Here is a 16,502-nt window from a genome sequence, read left to right on the forward strand (position 1 = left end):
TTGAATCGCCTTAAAGAGAAGTTCCAAAAGGAAATTACTCCTGCTCTAATGAGCAAGTTTAACTATAAATCTGTGATGGAAGTACCGAAAATCGAAAAGATCGTAATCAACACTGGTGTTGGTGACGCGGTATCTAACTCAAAAGCTTTAGACAATGCAGTAGAAGAATTAACGCAAATCGCAGGTCAAAAACCTGTTGTAACTCGCGCTAAAAAATCAATCGCTGGTTTCCGTCTTCGTGAAGGTATGCCAATCGGTGCGAAAGTAACTTTACGCGGACAACAAATGTATGAGTTCTTCGACAAATTAGTATCAGTTTCTTTACCACGTGTACGTGATTTCCGTGGTGTTTCTAAGAAATCATTCGATGGTCGTGGGAACTACACATTAGGTGTTAAAGAGCAACTAATTTTCCCTGAGATTGATTATGATAAAGTAAGTAAAGTCCGCGGTATGGACATCGTAATCGTTACTACAGCGAAAACTGATGAAGAAGCTCGTGAACTTTTAACACAATTCGGTATGCCATTCCAAAAATAATGGAAGCCAACGCTAAGTAGAGGAGGCGAAAACGTGGCTAAAAAATCTATGATCGCGAAACAAAAGCGTACTCCTAAGTTTAAAGTACAAGAGTATACACGTTGCGAACGCTGCGGTCGTCCGCATTCTGTATACCGCAAATTTAAGCTTTGCCGTATTTGTTTCCGTGAACTTGCATATAAAGGTCAAATTCCTGGTGTTAAAAAAGCTAGTTGGTAAAACCCACAAATGGGAAGGAGGTAAAACACATGGTGATGACAGATCCAATTGCAGACATGCTTACTCGCATCCGTAATGCGAACATGGTACGTCATGAGAAATTAGAGGTTCCTGCTTCTAAAATCAAAAAAGAGATCGCTGAACTTTTAAAACGTGAAGGTTTCATTCGTGATGTAGAATACATTGGGGATAACAAACAAGGTATCCTTCGTATTTTCCTGAAATATGGTGCAAACAATGAACGTGTAATCACTGGATTAAAACGTATCAGTAAACCTGGCTTACGCGTTTACGCAAAAGCTGATGAAGTACCACGTGTACTTAACGGATTAGGTATCGCTCTTGTTTCTACATCTAAGGGAGTAATGACAGACAAAGACGCTCGTCAATTACAAACTGGTGGAGAAGTAGTAGCATACGTTTGGTAATATATATTTAAAACGAACGGAGGTGTGACCACATGTCTCGTATTGGTAAAAAGATTCTTGAAATCCCTGCAGGTGTTACTATTACAGTTGCAGAAGACAATACTGTAACAGTAAAAGGCCCTAAAGGTGAATTAACTCGTACTTTCAAAACTGATATGTCTATCAAAATTGAAGAAAATACACTAACAGTTGAGCGTCCATCTGAACAGAAGGAACACCGTGCATTACACGGTACAACTCGTGCTTTAATCGGAAACATGGTTGAAGGTGTAACTACAGGTTTCGTACGCGGACTTGAATTAGTCGGTGTTGGTTACCGTGCTCAAAAACAAGGAGATAAACTTGTTTTAAGCGTAGGTTATTCTCATCCAGTAGAAATGACTCCAGAAGCAGGACTTGAAGTTGAAGTACCTGTACCAACTAAAATCGTAATTAAAGGTATCGACAAGCAACGTGTTGGCGAATTTGCTGCTAACATCCGCGCTGTACGTGCTCCTGAACCATATAAAGGTAAAGGTATTCGTTACGAAGGCGAAGTTGTTCGTCGTAAAGAAGGTAAAACTGCTAAGTAAACCCGTTAGGTGAAAGAAAGGAGTGACAAGAATGATCACTAAAGCTGCTAAAAATGCGACTCGTAAGAAAAGACATGCACGTGTACGTGCTAAACTTACTGGTACTGCAGAACGTCCACGTTTAAACGTGTACCGTTCTAACCAACATATTTACGCTCAAGTTATTGATGATGTAAATGGTGTAACATTAGTAAGTGCATCTACTCTTGATAAAGACCTTGCTCTTAACGGTACTAGCAATACTGAAGCTGCTACGAAAGTTGGAGAATCAGTTGCTAAGCGTGCTGTAGAGAAAGGCGTTAAAGAAGTAGTATTTGATCGCGGTGGTTACTTATACCATGGCCGTGTTAAAGCTCTAGCTGAAGCTGCTCGTGAGGCTGGATTACAATTTTAATGGTCAAAGGAGGGAAAATTGATGCAACGCATTGACCCAAGTAAATTAGAACTTGAAGAACGTGTAGTTACGATAAATCGTGTCGCGAAAGTTGTTAAGGGTGGTCGTCGTTTCCGCTTTGCTGCACTAGTTGTAGTTGGCGATAAAAACGGTCATGTTGGATTCGGTACTGGTAAAGCACAAGAGGTACCAGACGCAATCCGTAAAGCTATCGAAGACGCTAAGAAAAACCTAATCGCTGTACCATTAGTTGGTACAACAATTCCTCACACAATCAACGGTCATTTTGGAGCTGGTGAAGTATTCTTAAAACCTGCTGCTGAGGGTACTGGTGTTATTGCTGGTGGACCTGTTCGTGCGGTACTAGAATTAGCTGGTGTACAAGATATTCTTTCGAAATCTCTTGGTTCTAACACACCAATCAACATGATTCGCGCTACTGTGAACGGATTAAGCGAACTTAAGCGCGCTGAAGATGTTGCAAAATTACGCGGTAAATCTGTAGAAGAGCTACTAGGTTAAGGAGGGAAAACAAATGGCGAAAAAGTTAGAAATTACCCTCACTCGTAGTGTAATTGGTCGTCCACAAGATCAACGTGCGACGGTAGAAGCTTTAGGTCTTAAAAAGTTGAATTCAACTGTAGTTAAGGAAGAAACTCCTGCTATTCTTGGTATGATCAACAAAGTTTCTCACCTTATCTCTGTAAAAGAAGCTTAAGGATAACTCATTAATATAAGGAGGTGCCTGGGAATGAAACTTCATGAATTAAAACCTGCAGAAGGTTCTCGTAAAGTACGTAACCGTGTCGGTCGTGGTATCGGTTCTGGTAACGGTAAAACTGCTGGTAGAGGTCATAAAGGACAAAACGCACGTTCTGGCGGCGGTGTTCGTCTTGGCTTCGAAGGTGGTCAAACTCCACTATTCCGTCGTTTACCAAAACGCGGCTTCACAAACATTAACCGTAAAGAGTTTACTATTGTAAACTTATCAACGTTAAATCGTTTTGAAGATGGTACAGAAGTAACACCTGAATTATTGCTGGAAACTGGCGTTATCAGCAAATTAAACGACGGTGTTAAAATTCTTGCAAGCGGAGCAGTAGAGAAAAAATTAACTGTTAAAGCGCACAAGTTCTCTTCAAGTGCTAAAGAAGCAATTGAAGCAGCTGGCGGATCAGTTGAGGTGATCTAATGTTTCGTACAATCTCCAACTTTATGCGCGTTGCTGAGATAAGACGTAAAATATTATTCACTTTAGCGATGTTAGTCGTATTCAGGATTGGCACGTTTATCCCAGTGCCATTTACAAATGGAGACGTACTGAAAGCACAAGATCAATTAAATGCCTTAGGTATCCTAAATACATTTGGCGGTGGCGCCTTGAAGAACTTCTCCATCTTCGCGATGGGAATCATGCCGTATATTACAGCATCCATCATCGTGCAATTATTGCAGATGGATGTTGTTCCTAAATTTTCGGAATGGTCGAAGCAAGGCGAAATGGGCCGTCGTAAACTAACGCAATTCACGCGTTATTTTACAATTGTTCTTGCGTTTATTCAGGGGTTTGGTATGTCAATCGGTTTTAACGGTATGGTAGGTGGGCAATTAATTTTGAATCCAGGTTGGAGCACTTATTTATACATTGCTACGGTACTGACTGCTGGTACTGCATTTTTAATGTGGTTAGGTGAACAGATTACAGCTAAAGGTGTAGGTAATGGTATTTCCATTCTTATCTTTGGCGGTATTGCCGCAGCGATCCCAAGTGTTATATCTCAAGTGTATCAACAACAGTTTCAAAATATCGGAGATCAATTGTTCATGAGTATCGTTAAAGTTGCATTGATTTTACTAGCTGTGCTAGCGGTTATTGTTGGTGTTATTTTCATTCAACAGGCTGTTAGAAAGATCCCAATTCAATACGCGAAGCGTGTAACAGGAGGGAATGGGAATCATGCTGGAGCACAAAACACTCATTTACCACTTAAGGTAAATAGTGCGGGTGTTATTCCAGTCATTTTTGCTGTTTCATTCTTAATTACGCCTCCAACTATTGCACAGTTCTTCCCGAAACATGATGTGTCGCAGTGGATTATTGCAAACTTTAACTATTCTCACCCAGTGGGAATGATCATATATGTTGCGCTCATTGTAGCCTTCACATATTTCTATGCATTTGTTCAGGTTAATCCAGAGCAAATGTCAGAGAATCTAAACAAGCAAGGTGGATATGTTCCAGGTATTCGTCCGGGTAAGAATACAGAACAATATCTAACAAAAATCTTGTATCGTTTGACCTTTGTGGGATCAATTTTCCTAGCAGCGATTGCAATCTTACCAGTTATCTTTACGAAATTGGGAAATCTTCCTCCATCTGCACAGATTGGTGGAACGAGTATGTTAATCGTTGTCGGCGTTGCTTTAGAAACAATGAAGCAGCTAGAAAGCCAATTGGTAAAACGCCATTACAAAGGGTTTATCAAGCAGTGAGTAAGTGGGAAGAACTGTCTTCCCTACATGCTCATGTACTGAGGGGGAACAAGGATGAACTTGATTTTAATGGGGCTTCCTGGTGCTGGTAAAGGTACACAAGCCGAACAGATTATTGCCAAGTATAACATCCCTCACATCTCAACAGGAGATATGTTCCGTGCAGCTATGAAGGCTGAAACTGAACTTGGTTTACAAGCAAAATCTTTTATTGATAAAGGTGCGCTTGTTCCAGATGAAGTTACAATTGGAATTGTTCGTGAACGTTTAAGCCAAGAAGACTGTATTAAAGGCTTCTTATTAGATGGTTTCCCACGAACTGTTGCACAAGCATCAGCTCTTGAAGAGATTATGAAAGATCTTGGCAAAAAAATCGACTATGTTTTAAACATTAATGTGGATTCAGGGTTGTTATTAAAACGCCTTACAGGCCGTCGCATTTGTAAAGAATGCGGTGCGACTTACCACTTAGAATTCAATCCGCCAGCAAAAGCTGATGTGTGCGATAAATGTGGTGGCGAATTATATCAACGCTCTGATGACAATGAAGAAACTGTAGCAAATCGTTTAGATGTAAATATTAAGCAAACAAAACCTTTGCTTGATTTCTACGAGGAGCTTGGCTACTTACAAAGCATTAATGGTGAGCAAGATATCAATAAAGTATTTGCTGATATCGATGTTCTCATCGGAGACTTAGCGTAATGATCATCTGCAAAACTCCTCGCGAGATAGACATCATGCGAGAAGCTGGCAGGATCGTTGCTTTAACTCATCAAGAGTTGAAACAACATATTACTCCAGGAATTACAACGAAAGAGCTCGATCAAATAGCGGAAAAGACGATTCGAAAATATGGTGCTACGCCATCTTTTAAAGGATACAACGGATTTCCGGGGAGCATTTGTGCTTCTGTAAATGAAGAGCTTGTACACGGGATTCCAGGGAAGCGTAAGCTCGAAGAGGGCGATATCATCAGTATCGATATTGGTGCGAAATACAATGGGTACCATGGTGATTCTGCATGGACGTATCCAGTTGGAAACATTTCTGAATCTGTTCAAAAGCTACTTGATGTCACAGAAAAATCGTTGTATCTTGGTCTAGAACAAGTAAAACCAGGCGAAAGATTATCAAATATCTCGCATGCGGTTCAAACACATGCTGAAGAGAATGGGTTCTCGATCGTTAGGGAGTATGTTGGTCACGGAATCGGGCAAGACTTACATGAGGACCCTCAAATCCCGCACTATGGTCCACTAAATAGAGGCCCTAGATTAAAGCCGGGAATGGTCATCTGTGTTGAGCCGATGGTGAATCAAGGAAGACGATATGTAAAAACACTATCTGATGACTGGACAGTGGTAACGGTAGATGGTAAATGGTGTGCCCATTTTGAGCACACGATTGCTCTTACAGAAGCAGGATACGAAATCCTTACCACTTTATAAGTAGCTGGCTCTCCGGGATTTCAGAGCAGTGTAAAATGTTACTGATTTGAAGAAGGGAGAACTATTGAATGGCTAAAGATGATGTAATTGAAGTCGAAGGTACCGTTCTTGAAACGTTGCCAAATGCTATGTTCAAAGTAGAATTAGAGAATGGGCATGTCGTATTGGCTCACGTTTCTGGTAAAATCCGTATGAACTTCATTCGTATTTTACCAGGAGACAAAGTTACGGTAGAATTATCTCCGTACGATTTAAATCGTGGTCGTATTACGTACCGTTTTAAATAATATAGCACTCCGTAATCTTTAAGGAGGTTCGAGACATGAAAGTAAGACCGTCAGTTAAACCAATCTGCGAAAAATGTAAAGTTATTCGTAGACGTGGAAAAGTAATGGTTATTTGTGAAAACCCTAAACATAAACAAAAACAAGGTTAATCAGAAGGAGGTGCATTCAAAATGGCACGTATCGCAGGTGTAGATATTCCTCGTGACAAGCGCGTTGTTATTTCTTTAACTTACGTATTCGGCATTGGTCGCACAACTGCTGAAAAAATTCTTACAGAAGCTGGTATTTCTTCGGAAACACGAGTTCGTGATTTATCGGAAGATGAATTAGGACGTATCCGTGATATCATCGATCGTATTAAAGTTGAGGGAGACCTTCGTCGTGAAGTATCTCTTAACATTAAACGTCTAATGGAGATCGGTTCTTACCGTGGTCTTCGTCACCGTCGTGGTTTACCAGTTCGTGGTCAAAACTCTAAAAACAATGCTCGTACACGTAAAGGTCCACGTCGTACAGTAGCAAATAAAAAGAAATAATAAGTAAAGGAGGTTGAACTAACAATGGCACGTAAAACAAACACTCGTAAAAAACGTGTGAAAAAGAATATTGAAGCTGGTATAGCTCATATTCGTTCTACTTTCAACAACACAATCGTAACACTTACAGATACTCATGGTAACGCACTTTCTTGGTCTAGTGCTGGTGCACTTGGTTTCCGTGGATCTCGTAAATCTACTCCATTCGCTGCGCAAATGGCTGCTGAAGCTGCTTCTAAAGTTGCAATGGAGCATGGTTTAAAAACTTTAGAGGTTACTGTTAAAGGTCCTGGTGCTGGTCGTGAAGCTGCAATTCGTGCTCTTCAAGCGGCAGGTCTAGAAGTAACAGCAATTAGAGATGTTACTCCAGTTCCTCATAATGGATGTCGTCCACCAAAACGTCGTCGTGTGTAATTTTTCTGTATAGAATTTTCCCTTTTGTCTATAATGGATATGATGCATTATCGAGAAATTTCGTACAGAAACATCGCTTGTTGTGCACAATCGGGAACTGCCTAAGGGGGACTTTCGGTTAAACAGAGGTTCTTCCTTTGTTTAACCGGGGTTTCGACGTTTTGAAGGAGGGTTTAGTTAATGATTGAAATCGAAAAACCGAAAATCGAAACGGTTGAACTTAACGAAGATGCTAAGTATGGCAAATTCGTGATTGAACCGCTTGAGCGTGGATATGGTACTACTTTGGGTAACTCCTTACGTCGTATTCTTTTATCCTCACTCCCTGGTGCCGCTGTAACTGCTATCCAAATCGATGGCGTTTTACACGAATTTTCAACAGTTGATGGCGTAGTAGAAGACGTTACGACGATGATCTTAAACTTGAAAAAGTTAGCTCTTAAAATCTACTCTGAAGAAGAGAAGACGTTGGAAATCGATGTACAGGGCGAAGGTATTGTCACAGCTGCTGATATTACTCACGATAGTGATGTTGAAATCTTAAATCCAGATTTACACATTGCGACGTTAGCAAAAAATGCGCATTTCCGCATGCGTTTAACTGCAAAGCGTGGCCGTGGGTATACGCCAGCTGATGCAAATAAAAGCGAAGATCAACCAATAGGAGTAATTCCTATTGATTCTATTTATACTCCAGTATCACGTGTGACTTACCAAGTGGAAAAGACACGTGTCGGACAAGTGGCTAATTATGATAAGCTTACGCTTGATGTATGGACGGATGGAAGCATCGGGCCAAAAGAAGCTATCTCTTTAGGTGCCAAAATCTTAACTGAGCATTTAAATATCTTTGTTGGTTTAACTGACGAAGCACAAAATGCTGAGATTATGGTCGAGAAGGAAGAAGATCAAAAAGAAAAAGTTCTTGAGATGACTATCGAAGAACTAGATCTTTCTGTTCGTTCTTATAATTGCCTAAAACGTGCAGGAATTAATACTGTACAAGAGCTTGCGAACAAAACAGAAGAAGATATGATGAAAGTTCGTAACTTAGGACGTAAATCCTTAGAAGAAGTTAAACATAAACTTGAGGAATTAGGTTTAGGTTTACGTAAAGACGACTGAGGATTTAAACCCATCAACAAAGGAGGGAACTACGAATGGCATACAGAAAATTAGGCCGTACAAGTGCGCAACGTAAAGCTATGTTACGTGATTTAGCTACTGATTTAATTATCAACGAGCGCATCCAAACGACAGAAACTCGTGCAAAAGAACTTCGTTCTGTAGTGGAAAAAATGATCACTTTAGGTAAACGCGGAGATCTTCATGCTCGTCGTCAAGCAGCAGCTTTCATCCGTAATGAGGTTGCTAACGCTGAGACTGGTCAAGATGCACTTCAAAAATTATTCGCTGATGTAGCTCCACGCTATGCTGAGCGCCAAGGCGGATACACTCGTATTGCAAAAATTGGTCCACGTCGCGGAGACGCAGCACCAATGGTAATTATCGAGTTAGTATAATGATGATTAAAAGGGCAGGACAGTTCTTTTCAAGTAACTGGTCATGGCCCTTTTTTTTTAAGTATAAAAATAGGCTAACTTGATGAAAGAAAGGGTGCCTTGTATTGAAAAAAGAGAAACTTCGGACAGAAAATATATCATTTCAATATCCTGGGGCAGCCTCTTATGCATTAAAAGATGTTTCGTTTTCCTTATATGAAGGAGAATGGGTATCTGTTATTGGACAAAATGGTTCAGGGAAGTCTACACTTGCAAAATTATTGAATGGCTTATTTTTACCGGAATCAGGGAAAATTACTTTAAATGATACAATGATTTTATCAGAGGAAACAGTATGGGATGTTCGAAAGCAAATTGGCATGGTATTTCAAAATCCAGATAATCAATTTGTTGGAACGACAGTACAAGATGACGTTGTATTCGGCCTAGAGAACATCGGAATGCCAAGGGAGCAGATGATAGAAAGACTAGAACAAGCTCTGCAACTTGTCCGTATGGAAGATTTTTTAAATGAAGAACCCCATTCGTTATCTGGTGGACAAAAGCAGCGAGTCGCAATAGCAGGTGTTCTAGCACTTCAACCATCTATTTTAATACTAGATGAAGCAACTTCAATGTTAGACCCTCAGGGGAGACGTGAAGTAGTAGAAACGGTCAGACAACTTGTTAATCAAAAGGGTATTACGGTGTTATCGATTACGCACGATTTAGAAGAAGCGGCACAGTCAGACCGTATTATTATTTTGAACAAGGGAGAAATATTAGAGGAAGGTACTCCAAAGCAAATTTTCAAATCCTCTCATATGCTCCAAGAGATTGGATTAGATGTACCTTTTTCGGTGAAAATAGCAGAATTATTAAAAAGAAATGAAATTCACTTGCAAAATACGCATCTTACAATGGAAAGCTTGGTGAACGAACTTTGGAGATTACATTCCAAAAAGTAGAACATCGTTATCAATATAAAACTCCATTTGAAAGACGCGCACTTTATGATGTAGACGTGTCGTTTCCAAGTGGGGGCTATTATGCCATTATCGGTCATACTGGTTCAGGTAAGTCGACGATGATTCAACATTTAAATGGTTTATTGCAGCCGACAAATGGTACGGTTCAAATTGGTGAACATTTAATTTCAGCAGGGAAGAAAGAGAAAAAGCTTAAGCCGCTACGAAAAAAAGTAGGGGTTGTCTTTCAGTTTCCAGAACATCAACTATTTGAAGAAACAGTTGAAAAGGACATTTGTTTTGGACCGACTAATTTTGGTGTATCTGAAGAAGAGGCAAAACAAAAGGCGAAAGATGCAATCCAGCTTGTTGGATTGGACATAGAGTTATTAGCACGTTCTCCGTTTGAATTAAGCGGTGGGCAAATGAGGCGTGTTGCAATAGCGGGCGTACTTGCGATGGAACCCGAAGTGCTTGTATTAGATGAACCTACAGCAGGGCTTGATCCAAAAGGACAGCACGAGCTCATGGAGATGTTTTACAATTTGCATAAGGAACAGGGGCTTACAGTCATTCTTGTTACCCATAATATGGAGGATGCCGCTAAGTATGCAGATCAAATAGTGGTCATGCATAAAGGAACGGTCTTTTTGCAAGGAAGAGCAGAGGAAGTATTTTCATATGCTGATGAATTAGAACAAATCGGTGTGGATCTTCCAATGTCTTTAAAGTATAAACGTGCAATTGAAGAGAAGTTTGGTATTTCAATTTCGAAGGCTACCTTATCTTTAGAGGATCTTACTCATGAAGTTGTACAGGTGTTACGAAAAGGTGGTCATGAATCATGCAGCAGTTGATTATTGGGAGATATATTCCAGGTCAGTCACTCATTCATCAACTTGATCCTCGTACGAAGCTGTTGATTGTCTTTTTATATGTATTTGTTGTTTTCTTAGCAAATAATGCGATTTCATATGGATTTTTATTTTTATATGCACTCATTGCTTTATTTTTTGCAAAAGTGCCGATTCGTTATGTACTTTCGGGCTTAAAACCAATTCTGTGGATTTTTCTTTTTACATTTTTCCTGCATATTTTTACAAATAAAGAAGGGGAAGTACTATTCCAGCTTGGTTGGTTTTCGATACATGAAAAAGGATTAGAGCAAGGGATATACATTTCTATACGATTCTTCGTTATTATTTTAATGACGACATTATTAACGTTAACGACGACACCTATTGAAATTACAGATGGGTTGGAGACGTTATTAAAGCCGTTCAAGCGTATAAAAGTTCCTGTTCATGAAATCGCATTAATGATGTCAATTTCACTACGTTTTATCCCGACATTAATGGATGAAACGAGTAAAATTATGAAAGCACAAGCGTCACGTGGCATTGATTTCGCCGGGGGACCGATAAAAGATAGGATGAAAGCTATTATCTCACTACTCGTTCCATTATTTATCAGTGCTTTTAAGCGTGCAGAGGACTTAGCGATTGCGATGGAATCTCGTGGATATAAAAGTGGCGAAGGACGTACTAAATTTAGGCAACTACGCTGGAAAATAAGTGATACAGTAACAATTGTAAGCTTACTTTGTTTAGCTTGTATTTTGGCATGGGTGCGGTCGTAATGGAGAATAGAGAAATGGAAAGAATAAAATGTACAGTTGCATATGATGGCATTCATTTTTGTGGTTACCAAATTCAACCACAGCATCGGACTGTTCAACAAGAAATAGAGAAAGCATTGCAGAAGTTGCATAAAGGAGAACTTGTTCGTGTGCAGGCATCAGGCAGAACGGATTCTACCGTTCACGCCAAAGGACAAGTGATACACTTTGATACACCTTTGTCTCTTGAAGAGTGGCAATGGAGTAATGCTTTAAATACAATGTTGCCGGATGATATTATTATCAGGCAGGTAGAGAAGAAAAAAGAAGAATTTCATGCACGTTACGGTGTCGAGAAAAAAGAATATCGCTATCGTGTATTATTATCAAAGACTGCGGATGTATTCCGTAGAAATTACGTATATCAATATCCATATCCGCTCGAAATAAACTCTATAAGAAAAGCGATTCCTTATTTTATTGGAACGCATGACTTTACTTCTTTTTGTTCGGCAAAAACTGACAAAAAAGATAAAGTGCGAACAATTTATGAAATCGAATTAATTGAGCAAGACGATGAATTAATTTTTCGCTTTGTAGGTAATGGATTTTTATATAATATGGTCAGAATTATTGTTGGTACGTTACTTAGCGTAGGTCAAGGAAAGCTTGATCCGGATAGTATTCCAGAGATTTTAGCGAAACAAAATCGCCAGTTTGCTGGAAAGATGGCTCCAGGTCATGGACTTTACTTATGGCAGGTAAACTATAACAACTAATCCTGGTGTAACATTTGCTTGACATTAGAAACTCAAAAGTATATCATAACATATGGTATTGTTTCTAAAACCACGATTAGCCCCGGAAGGAAATCGTGTTTAAGATAAACAATAGATTTTTTCTATGGAAAAGATAACGAGGAGGGAAACACATGCGTACGACTTTTATGGCAAAAGCTAACGAAGTTGAGCGTAAATGGTATGTGGTTGATGCTGAAGGTCAAACTTTAGGTCGCCTATCTACTGAAGTAGCATCCATTTTACGTGGTAAACACAAACCAACATTTACACCACACGTTGACACGGGTGATCATGTAATTATTATTAACGCTGAGAAAATTCATTTAACAGGTAATAAATTAAACGATAAAATTTACTACCGTCACACTAACCACCCAGGTGGACTTAAGCAAAGAACAGCTCTAGAAATGCGTACAAACTACCCTGTACAAATGTTAGAGCTTGCAATTAAAGGCATGCTTCCAAAAGGACGTTTAGGACGTCAAGTGTCTAAGAAATTAAACGTGTATGCTGGAGCAGAGCATCCACACCAAGCACAACAACCAGAAGTTTACGAACTTCGCGGATAATTAATTAAAGGAGGGCTTACTTTGGCACAGGTTCAATACTATGGCACTGGACGTCGTAAGAGTTCAGTAGCGCGCGTACGCCTAGTTCCAGGCGAAGGACGCGTTATTATTAACGGTCGTGATTTTGAAAACTATATCCCATTTGCTGCATTACGTGAAGTAGTGAAACAACCTCTAGTTGCAACAGAAACTTTAGGTAACTACAATGTACTTGTAAACGTAAATGGTGGTGGATACACTGGTCAAGCTGGTGCTATTCGTCACGGTATTTCTCGCGCTTTATTAAAAGCTGATCCAGAATACCGTCTAACATTAAAACGTGCGGGTCTATTAACTCGTGACGCACGTATGAAAGAGCGTAAAAAATACGGTCTTAAAGGCGCACGTCGTGCACCTCAGTTCTCAAAACGTTAATTTTTGCGAACTACAAACCCCAACCATTTTGGTTGGGGTTTTTTTATGTTTAATTCTTCTTTTGTAATTTTTTTAGCTTGGAATATTTTAGTGCTACCGTCCTACGTATGCTTCTTCTTTAGAAGTTTAGACTAATACGTATTAGGGAGGTTTATAAGTACTATGAATGTCATTGTCAGCTTACAAGAAAAACAAAAAGAAAAGCAGTTAAAATACGAGCGGAAGATGCTGCGAGAATTATCATTAAAAACATTGCGTTTAAATATTCGTGATGCCTTTCAAATGCAAGAACTTCATCGTCAGTATGAAGATTATTGCATTGAACTAGGGATAGAATCTTATTTATTAGGAGCGAGATACAGTAAATTTGGTTATCATGGCGAATCATTCTTTGATGTGAAATATAGGGCTTTAGAAGAAGAACAACAATTAACTGAAACGTTATTTCAATTTTTAACGAGTATGACTATACGTGAAATTAAGTTGCAAGACGAGGAATTGCTTTTTGAATCTTGCCAGCAGTTTATCGGCTTGTGGTGGCAGGAAGGCTATGAAAAAGGCGAAAGAAGATATCGATTAAAGCTACACTAAGACAAGCATAAACTTTCCTCTTGTCCCATATAAGTAATTAGAGGGACTAGCTGGAGGAGGAAAGGTATGAAGAGAATTCGAATTATCTCTTTTGCGCTCGCTGCGGTTGTTTTGTTTTTTTTAGTTAAACAAGAATTTCAAATTACAAAATCGTGGCGAGCTTGGAATTTACCCTTATCAGGGAAAGTGATTGTACTAGATGCTGGGCATGGTGGGCCAGACGGAGGGGCTGTTGGTGGAAAGGATATTGTAGAAAAAGATATTACACTTGAGATTACAAAAAAGGTACAAGATTATTTACAAGAACAAGGTGCTTTAGTTATTTTAACGCGTGAAGGAGATTATGATTTAGCTAATAAAGATACAAAGTCATATAGTAGACGTAAAGCAGAGGATTTAAAAAAGCGTGTTGAGATCATTAATAAGCCTGATGTAGACTTTTTTGCGAGTATTCATTTAAATGCCCTAACTAGTAGTGGATCTAAGGGCGCACAAACTTTCTACTATCGTTCTTCGATTGAAAATGAACGGGCTGCGAAATTTATACAAGCTGAATTGAGAACAAGCTTAGAAAATACGAATCGTTCTGCTAAAACAATTCCTCACGTGTATTTATTGAAGTATGCCAAAACACCAGGTGCTTTAATTGAGGCTGGCTTTTTATCGAATGTGAATGAAAGATATATGTTAAATTCGGAGAAATACCAACAAAAAGTAGCTGCTGCAATATATCGTGGTATATTACGTTATTTTACGGAAAAAGGAAATCCTCCAGAATAAGGAGGATTTTTTCGAGTTTCTCTCGTTAACGAAGTTTTCCGAAAATATGTTATACTGGAAATGTAAACGCATTTATTTCAAAAATAAAGAGAGATAAATTTAATTAACAATACGTTATTTTTCATACAGGGGGCTGGGCTAATTATGGTAACAAAAGAGCAGGTAGTGGAAGCATTGGAAGGGATTGTAGATCCGTTTATACATAAAACGTTAAAAGAAACAAATGCAATTAAAGAGGTGACAGTCAAACCTGAGAAGGAACATGTAAGTGTTAAAATTGCAATTGTAAAGACGGGTACAGCGGAACAAATGCAGTTGCAGTCTGGAATTGTAAAGTTAGTAAAAGAACTTGGAGCAACAACAGTTGGACTTCGTTTTGCAGAATTTACAGAAGAGGAATTAGCTCAGTTTGCACCACCGCAAGAGGAAGAGAAAAGTGAATCCTTATTATCACCGAACTCAAATACAACATTTTTAGCAGTGGCAAGTGGAAAAGGTGGAGTAGGGAAATCAACTGTTTCTGTTAACCTTGCAATTGCTTTAGCTCGTTTAGGCAAAAAGGTTGGTATCATTGACGCGGATATTTACGGTTTTAGTGTACCGGATATGATGGGTATAGAAAAACGTCCAATCGTAAGAGGTGATAAGATAATACCAGTGGAGCGTCTAGGCGTGAAAGTAATCTCAATGGGATTCTTTGTAGAAGATAACGCACCTGTTATTTGGAGAGGACCGATGCTTGGGAAAATGTTAAATCACTTTTTCACAGAAGTAGAGTGGGGTGATTTAGATTACTTAGTATTGGACCTACCACCAGGTACGGGTGATGTTGCTTTAGATGTACATTCGATGTTGCCGGCTTGTAAAGAGATTATTGTAACAACGCCGCATCCAACAGCGGCATTTGTAGCAGCGCGCGCTGGAGCCATGGCTTTACGTACAGAACATAGCATTCTTGGTGTTGTTGAAAATATGGCGTATTTTGAAAGTAAAGCAACTGGTGAAAAAGAGTATGTGTTTGGAAGAGGTGGAGGAGATAAATTGGCTACGGAACTCCAAACGGATATACTTGGCCGAATTCCACTTCAACAACCTGATTGGAATAAAGAGGACTTTGCGCCGTCAGTATATGAAGATACACATACAACGGGTCTCATTTATCGTACGATAGCTGAGACAGTTATTGATAAAACAGCTGTCACGCAAAACTAAAGTAGTAATGAGTGGACAATATATACATTGTCCACTCAGTGCTATAATTTTTATTATTGTTCTTTGTTCCCATCTTGAGAACCGCCTTCACCACCTGCGCCTTTCTTATCAGACCCACCTTTTTCGGCTTTTTGTACACCTTTACTAATGATGTCAATCATCTTAGCTTGGAAGAGAGGACTTTCGGCAGTTTCAGTTAGTACTTGCTGTAAATATTGACGATATTCTTTACTCTTCATTGTTTGTAACATAATTTTCTCTACTTCAGGATTTTTCATAATCTCTATAACACCTGATTGGTATTCAGGATCTTTTAGTAAAGTTTTCATTAAGTTTGTTTGTTCTTTTCCCATACTTTTAGCAAATTTCGATGAGAACTCAGGGTCTTTAAAGAGCTTTTCCCAGAATTGTTGCCCTTTTTCAGATACCAGTGCATCTTCAATCGTTTTTTTTACTACTGTTTCATCTAGTATGAGTGCTTGTTTCATTTTTTCATCAGTTAATACATCTTGGATCGCTTTTTTTCCTTGATCGGTTTTTAAAATATCAACAATCATTTTTTTTGTTTGATCATAATCAAGTTCGGATTTTGCTTCTTTTTCTTGTGCACATGCCGCTAGTGCTATAAATAGAAAAGAAGAAATCAAAACGAGCAGCATCCGTTTCATAAGTTGGAGCTCCTTTCAGCAAAGTTCTCTTTTTTTAATATAAATC

Annotated in this window: 27 protein-coding genes; 26 read left to right on the forward strand and 1 reads right to left on the reverse strand. The window is 39.1% G+C overall.

The window, feature by feature from the left end:
- From rplE to MHH66_RS00855, 26 genes are all read left to right on the forward strand, one after another.
- Entirely contained in the window at positions 1–540 is a 540-nt protein-coding gene (gene rplE / locus MHH66_RS00730; protein ID WP_002091528.1) for a 50S ribosomal protein L5, read from the forward strand.
- Between the two features lie 33 nt (positions 541–573).
- Positions 574–759, forward strand: a complete 186-nt coding sequence (gene rpsN / locus MHH66_RS00735) for a 30S ribosomal protein S14 (protein WP_001085700.1) — start codon at positions 574–576, stop codon at positions 757–759.
- 29 nt (positions 760–788) lie between these two features.
- Positions 789–1,187, forward strand: coding sequence for a 30S ribosomal protein S8 (gene rpsH / locus MHH66_RS00740; RefSeq protein ID WP_002009764.1), 399 nt, complete (start codon positions 789–791; stop codon positions 1,185–1,187).
- Between the two features lie 32 nt (positions 1,188–1,219).
- A complete protein-coding gene (gene rplF, locus MHH66_RS00745; protein WP_002009762.1) occupies positions 1,220–1,759 on the forward strand; it encodes a 50S ribosomal protein L6 in 540 nt (179 codons plus the stop codon).
- 31 nt (positions 1,760–1,790) lie between these two features.
- The gene (gene rplR / locus MHH66_RS00750; protein WP_002009761.1) at positions 1,791–2,153 is read left to right on the forward strand and encodes a 50S ribosomal protein L18; all 363 of its coding nucleotides are present in this window, start codon (positions 1,791–1,793) and stop codon (positions 2,151–2,153) included.
- Positions 2,154–2,174: 21 nt separating this feature from the next.
- Positions 2,175–2,675, forward strand: a complete 501-nt coding sequence (rpsE, locus tag MHH66_RS00755; protein ID WP_002009759.1) for a 30S ribosomal protein S5 — start codon at positions 2,175–2,177, stop codon at positions 2,673–2,675.
- Positions 2,676–2,688: 13 nt separating this feature from the next.
- Complete coding sequence (gene rpmD, locus MHH66_RS00760; RefSeq protein WP_002009757.1) at positions 2,689–2,871, forward strand: 50S ribosomal protein L30; 183 nt, start codon at positions 2,689–2,691, stop codon at positions 2,869–2,871.
- 33 nt (positions 2,872–2,904) lie between these two features.
- Positions 2,905–3,345: a 50S ribosomal protein L15 gene (gene rplO / locus MHH66_RS00765; RefSeq protein WP_002009754.1), complete on the forward strand. Its 441-nt coding sequence runs from the start codon at positions 2,905–2,907 to the stop codon at positions 3,343–3,345.
- Complete coding sequence (gene secY, locus MHH66_RS00770; protein WP_002124688.1) at positions 3,345–4,646, forward strand: preprotein translocase subunit SecY; 1,302 nt, start codon at positions 3,345–3,347, stop codon at positions 4,644–4,646. Before rplO ends, secY begins: the two co-directional genes overlap by 1 nt.
- Before the next feature lie 54 nt (positions 4,647–4,700).
- Positions 4,701–5,351 (forward strand): adenylate kinase, encoded by a 651-nt coding sequence (locus MHH66_RS00775; protein WP_002009751.1) that lies wholly within the window; start codon positions 4,701–4,703, stop codon positions 5,349–5,351.
- The gene (map, locus tag MHH66_RS00780; RefSeq protein ID WP_078185652.1) at positions 5,351–6,097 is read left to right on the forward strand and encodes a type I methionyl aminopeptidase; all 747 of its coding nucleotides are present in this window, start codon (positions 5,351–5,353) and stop codon (positions 6,095–6,097) included. The genes MHH66_RS00775 and map overlap by 1 nt, the downstream gene beginning before the upstream one ends.
- A gap of 68 nt (positions 6,098–6,165) precedes the next feature.
- Complete coding sequence (gene infA, locus MHH66_RS00785) at positions 6,166–6,384, forward strand: translation initiation factor IF-1 (protein ID WP_001029884.1); 219 nt, start codon at positions 6,166–6,168, stop codon at positions 6,382–6,384.
- A gap of 35 nt (positions 6,385–6,419) precedes the next feature.
- On the forward strand, positions 6,420–6,533 hold the full coding sequence (gene rpmJ, locus MHH66_RS00790; RefSeq protein WP_000868344.1) for a 50S ribosomal protein L36: 114 nt from the start codon (positions 6,420–6,422) through the stop codon (positions 6,531–6,533).
- Positions 6,534–6,554: 21 nt separating this feature from the next.
- The gene (rpsM, locus tag MHH66_RS00795) at positions 6,555–6,920 is read left to right on the forward strand and encodes a 30S ribosomal protein S13 (RefSeq protein WP_002009746.1); all 366 of its coding nucleotides are present in this window, start codon (positions 6,555–6,557) and stop codon (positions 6,918–6,920) included.
- Positions 6,921–6,944: 24 nt separating this feature from the next.
- Positions 6,945–7,334, forward strand: a complete 390-nt coding sequence (gene rpsK, locus MHH66_RS00800) for a 30S ribosomal protein S11 (protein WP_002009745.1) — start codon at positions 6,945–6,947, stop codon at positions 7,332–7,334.
- Positions 7,335–7,514: 180 nt separating this feature from the next.
- A complete protein-coding gene (locus tag MHH66_RS00805) occupies positions 7,515–8,459 on the forward strand; it encodes a DNA-directed RNA polymerase subunit alpha (RefSeq protein ID WP_078185651.1) in 945 nt (314 codons plus the stop codon).
- A gap of 35 nt (positions 8,460–8,494) precedes the next feature.
- Positions 8,495–8,857: a 50S ribosomal protein L17 gene (rplQ, locus tag MHH66_RS00810; RefSeq protein ID WP_000331490.1), complete on the forward strand. Its 363-nt coding sequence runs from the start codon at positions 8,495–8,497 to the stop codon at positions 8,855–8,857.
- Positions 8,858–8,961: 104 nt separating this feature from the next.
- Positions 8,962–9,804 (forward strand): energy-coupling factor ABC transporter ATP-binding protein, encoded by an 843-nt coding sequence (locus tag MHH66_RS00815; protein WP_078185650.1) that lies wholly within the window; start codon positions 8,962–8,964, stop codon positions 9,802–9,804.
- The gene (locus MHH66_RS00820) at positions 9,780–10,661 is read left to right on the forward strand and encodes an energy-coupling factor ABC transporter ATP-binding protein (RefSeq protein ID WP_002124690.1); all 882 of its coding nucleotides are present in this window, start codon (positions 9,780–9,782) and stop codon (positions 10,659–10,661) included. The genes MHH66_RS00815 and MHH66_RS00820 overlap by 25 nt, the downstream gene beginning before the upstream one ends.
- Positions 10,649–11,443 carry an energy-coupling factor transporter transmembrane component T family protein gene (locus tag MHH66_RS00825; RefSeq protein WP_002124692.1) on the forward strand — a complete coding sequence of 265 codons (795 nt, stop codon included), beginning with the start codon at positions 10,649–10,651 and terminating at the stop codon, positions 11,441–11,443. Before MHH66_RS00820 ends, MHH66_RS00825 begins: the two co-directional genes overlap by 13 nt.
- A gap of 14 nt (positions 11,444–11,457) precedes the next feature.
- A complete protein-coding gene (truA, locus tag MHH66_RS00830; protein WP_078185655.1) occupies positions 11,458–12,201 on the forward strand; it encodes a tRNA pseudouridine(38-40) synthase TruA in 744 nt (247 codons plus the stop codon).
- 152 nt (positions 12,202–12,353) lie between these two features.
- The gene (gene rplM / locus MHH66_RS00835) at positions 12,354–12,791 is read left to right on the forward strand and encodes a 50S ribosomal protein L13 (protein ID WP_002029337.1); all 438 of its coding nucleotides are present in this window, start codon (positions 12,354–12,356) and stop codon (positions 12,789–12,791) included.
- A gap of 21 nt (positions 12,792–12,812) precedes the next feature.
- A complete protein-coding gene (rpsI, locus tag MHH66_RS00840; RefSeq protein ID WP_002009728.1) occupies positions 12,813–13,205 on the forward strand; it encodes a 30S ribosomal protein S9 in 393 nt (130 codons plus the stop codon).
- 162 nt (positions 13,206–13,367) lie between these two features.
- The gene (locus MHH66_RS00845; RefSeq protein ID WP_002029335.1) at positions 13,368–13,796 is read left to right on the forward strand and encodes a DUF2521 family protein; all 429 of its coding nucleotides are present in this window, start codon (positions 13,368–13,370) and stop codon (positions 13,794–13,796) included.
- A 66-nt stretch (positions 13,797–13,862) separates the two neighbouring features.
- Entirely contained in the window at positions 13,863–14,576 is a 714-nt protein-coding gene (cwlD, locus tag MHH66_RS00850) for an N-acetylmuramoyl-L-alanine amidase CwlD (RefSeq protein ID WP_002009721.1), read from the forward strand.
- 144 nt (positions 14,577–14,720) lie between these two features.
- Positions 14,721–15,788: an Mrp/NBP35 family ATP-binding protein gene (locus MHH66_RS00855; RefSeq protein ID WP_063218464.1), complete on the forward strand. Its 1,068-nt coding sequence runs from the start codon at positions 14,721–14,723 to the stop codon at positions 15,786–15,788.
- 53 nt (positions 15,789–15,841) lie between these two features.
- Here MHH66_RS00855 and gerD read toward each other — a convergent pair whose 3' ends face one another.
- Positions 15,842–16,456 carry a spore germination lipoprotein GerD gene (gerD, locus tag MHH66_RS00860; protein WP_002009716.1) on the reverse strand — a complete coding sequence of 205 codons (615 nt, stop codon included), beginning with the start codon at positions 16,454–16,456 and terminating at the stop codon, positions 15,842–15,844.
- Positions 16,457–16,502: the final 46 nt, after the last annotated feature.

Source organism: Bacillus sp. FSL H8-0492, assembly GCF_038006145.1.
Taxonomy (GTDB): Bacteria; Bacillota; Bacilli; order Bacillales; family Bacillaceae_G; genus Bacillus_A; species Bacillus_A mycoides.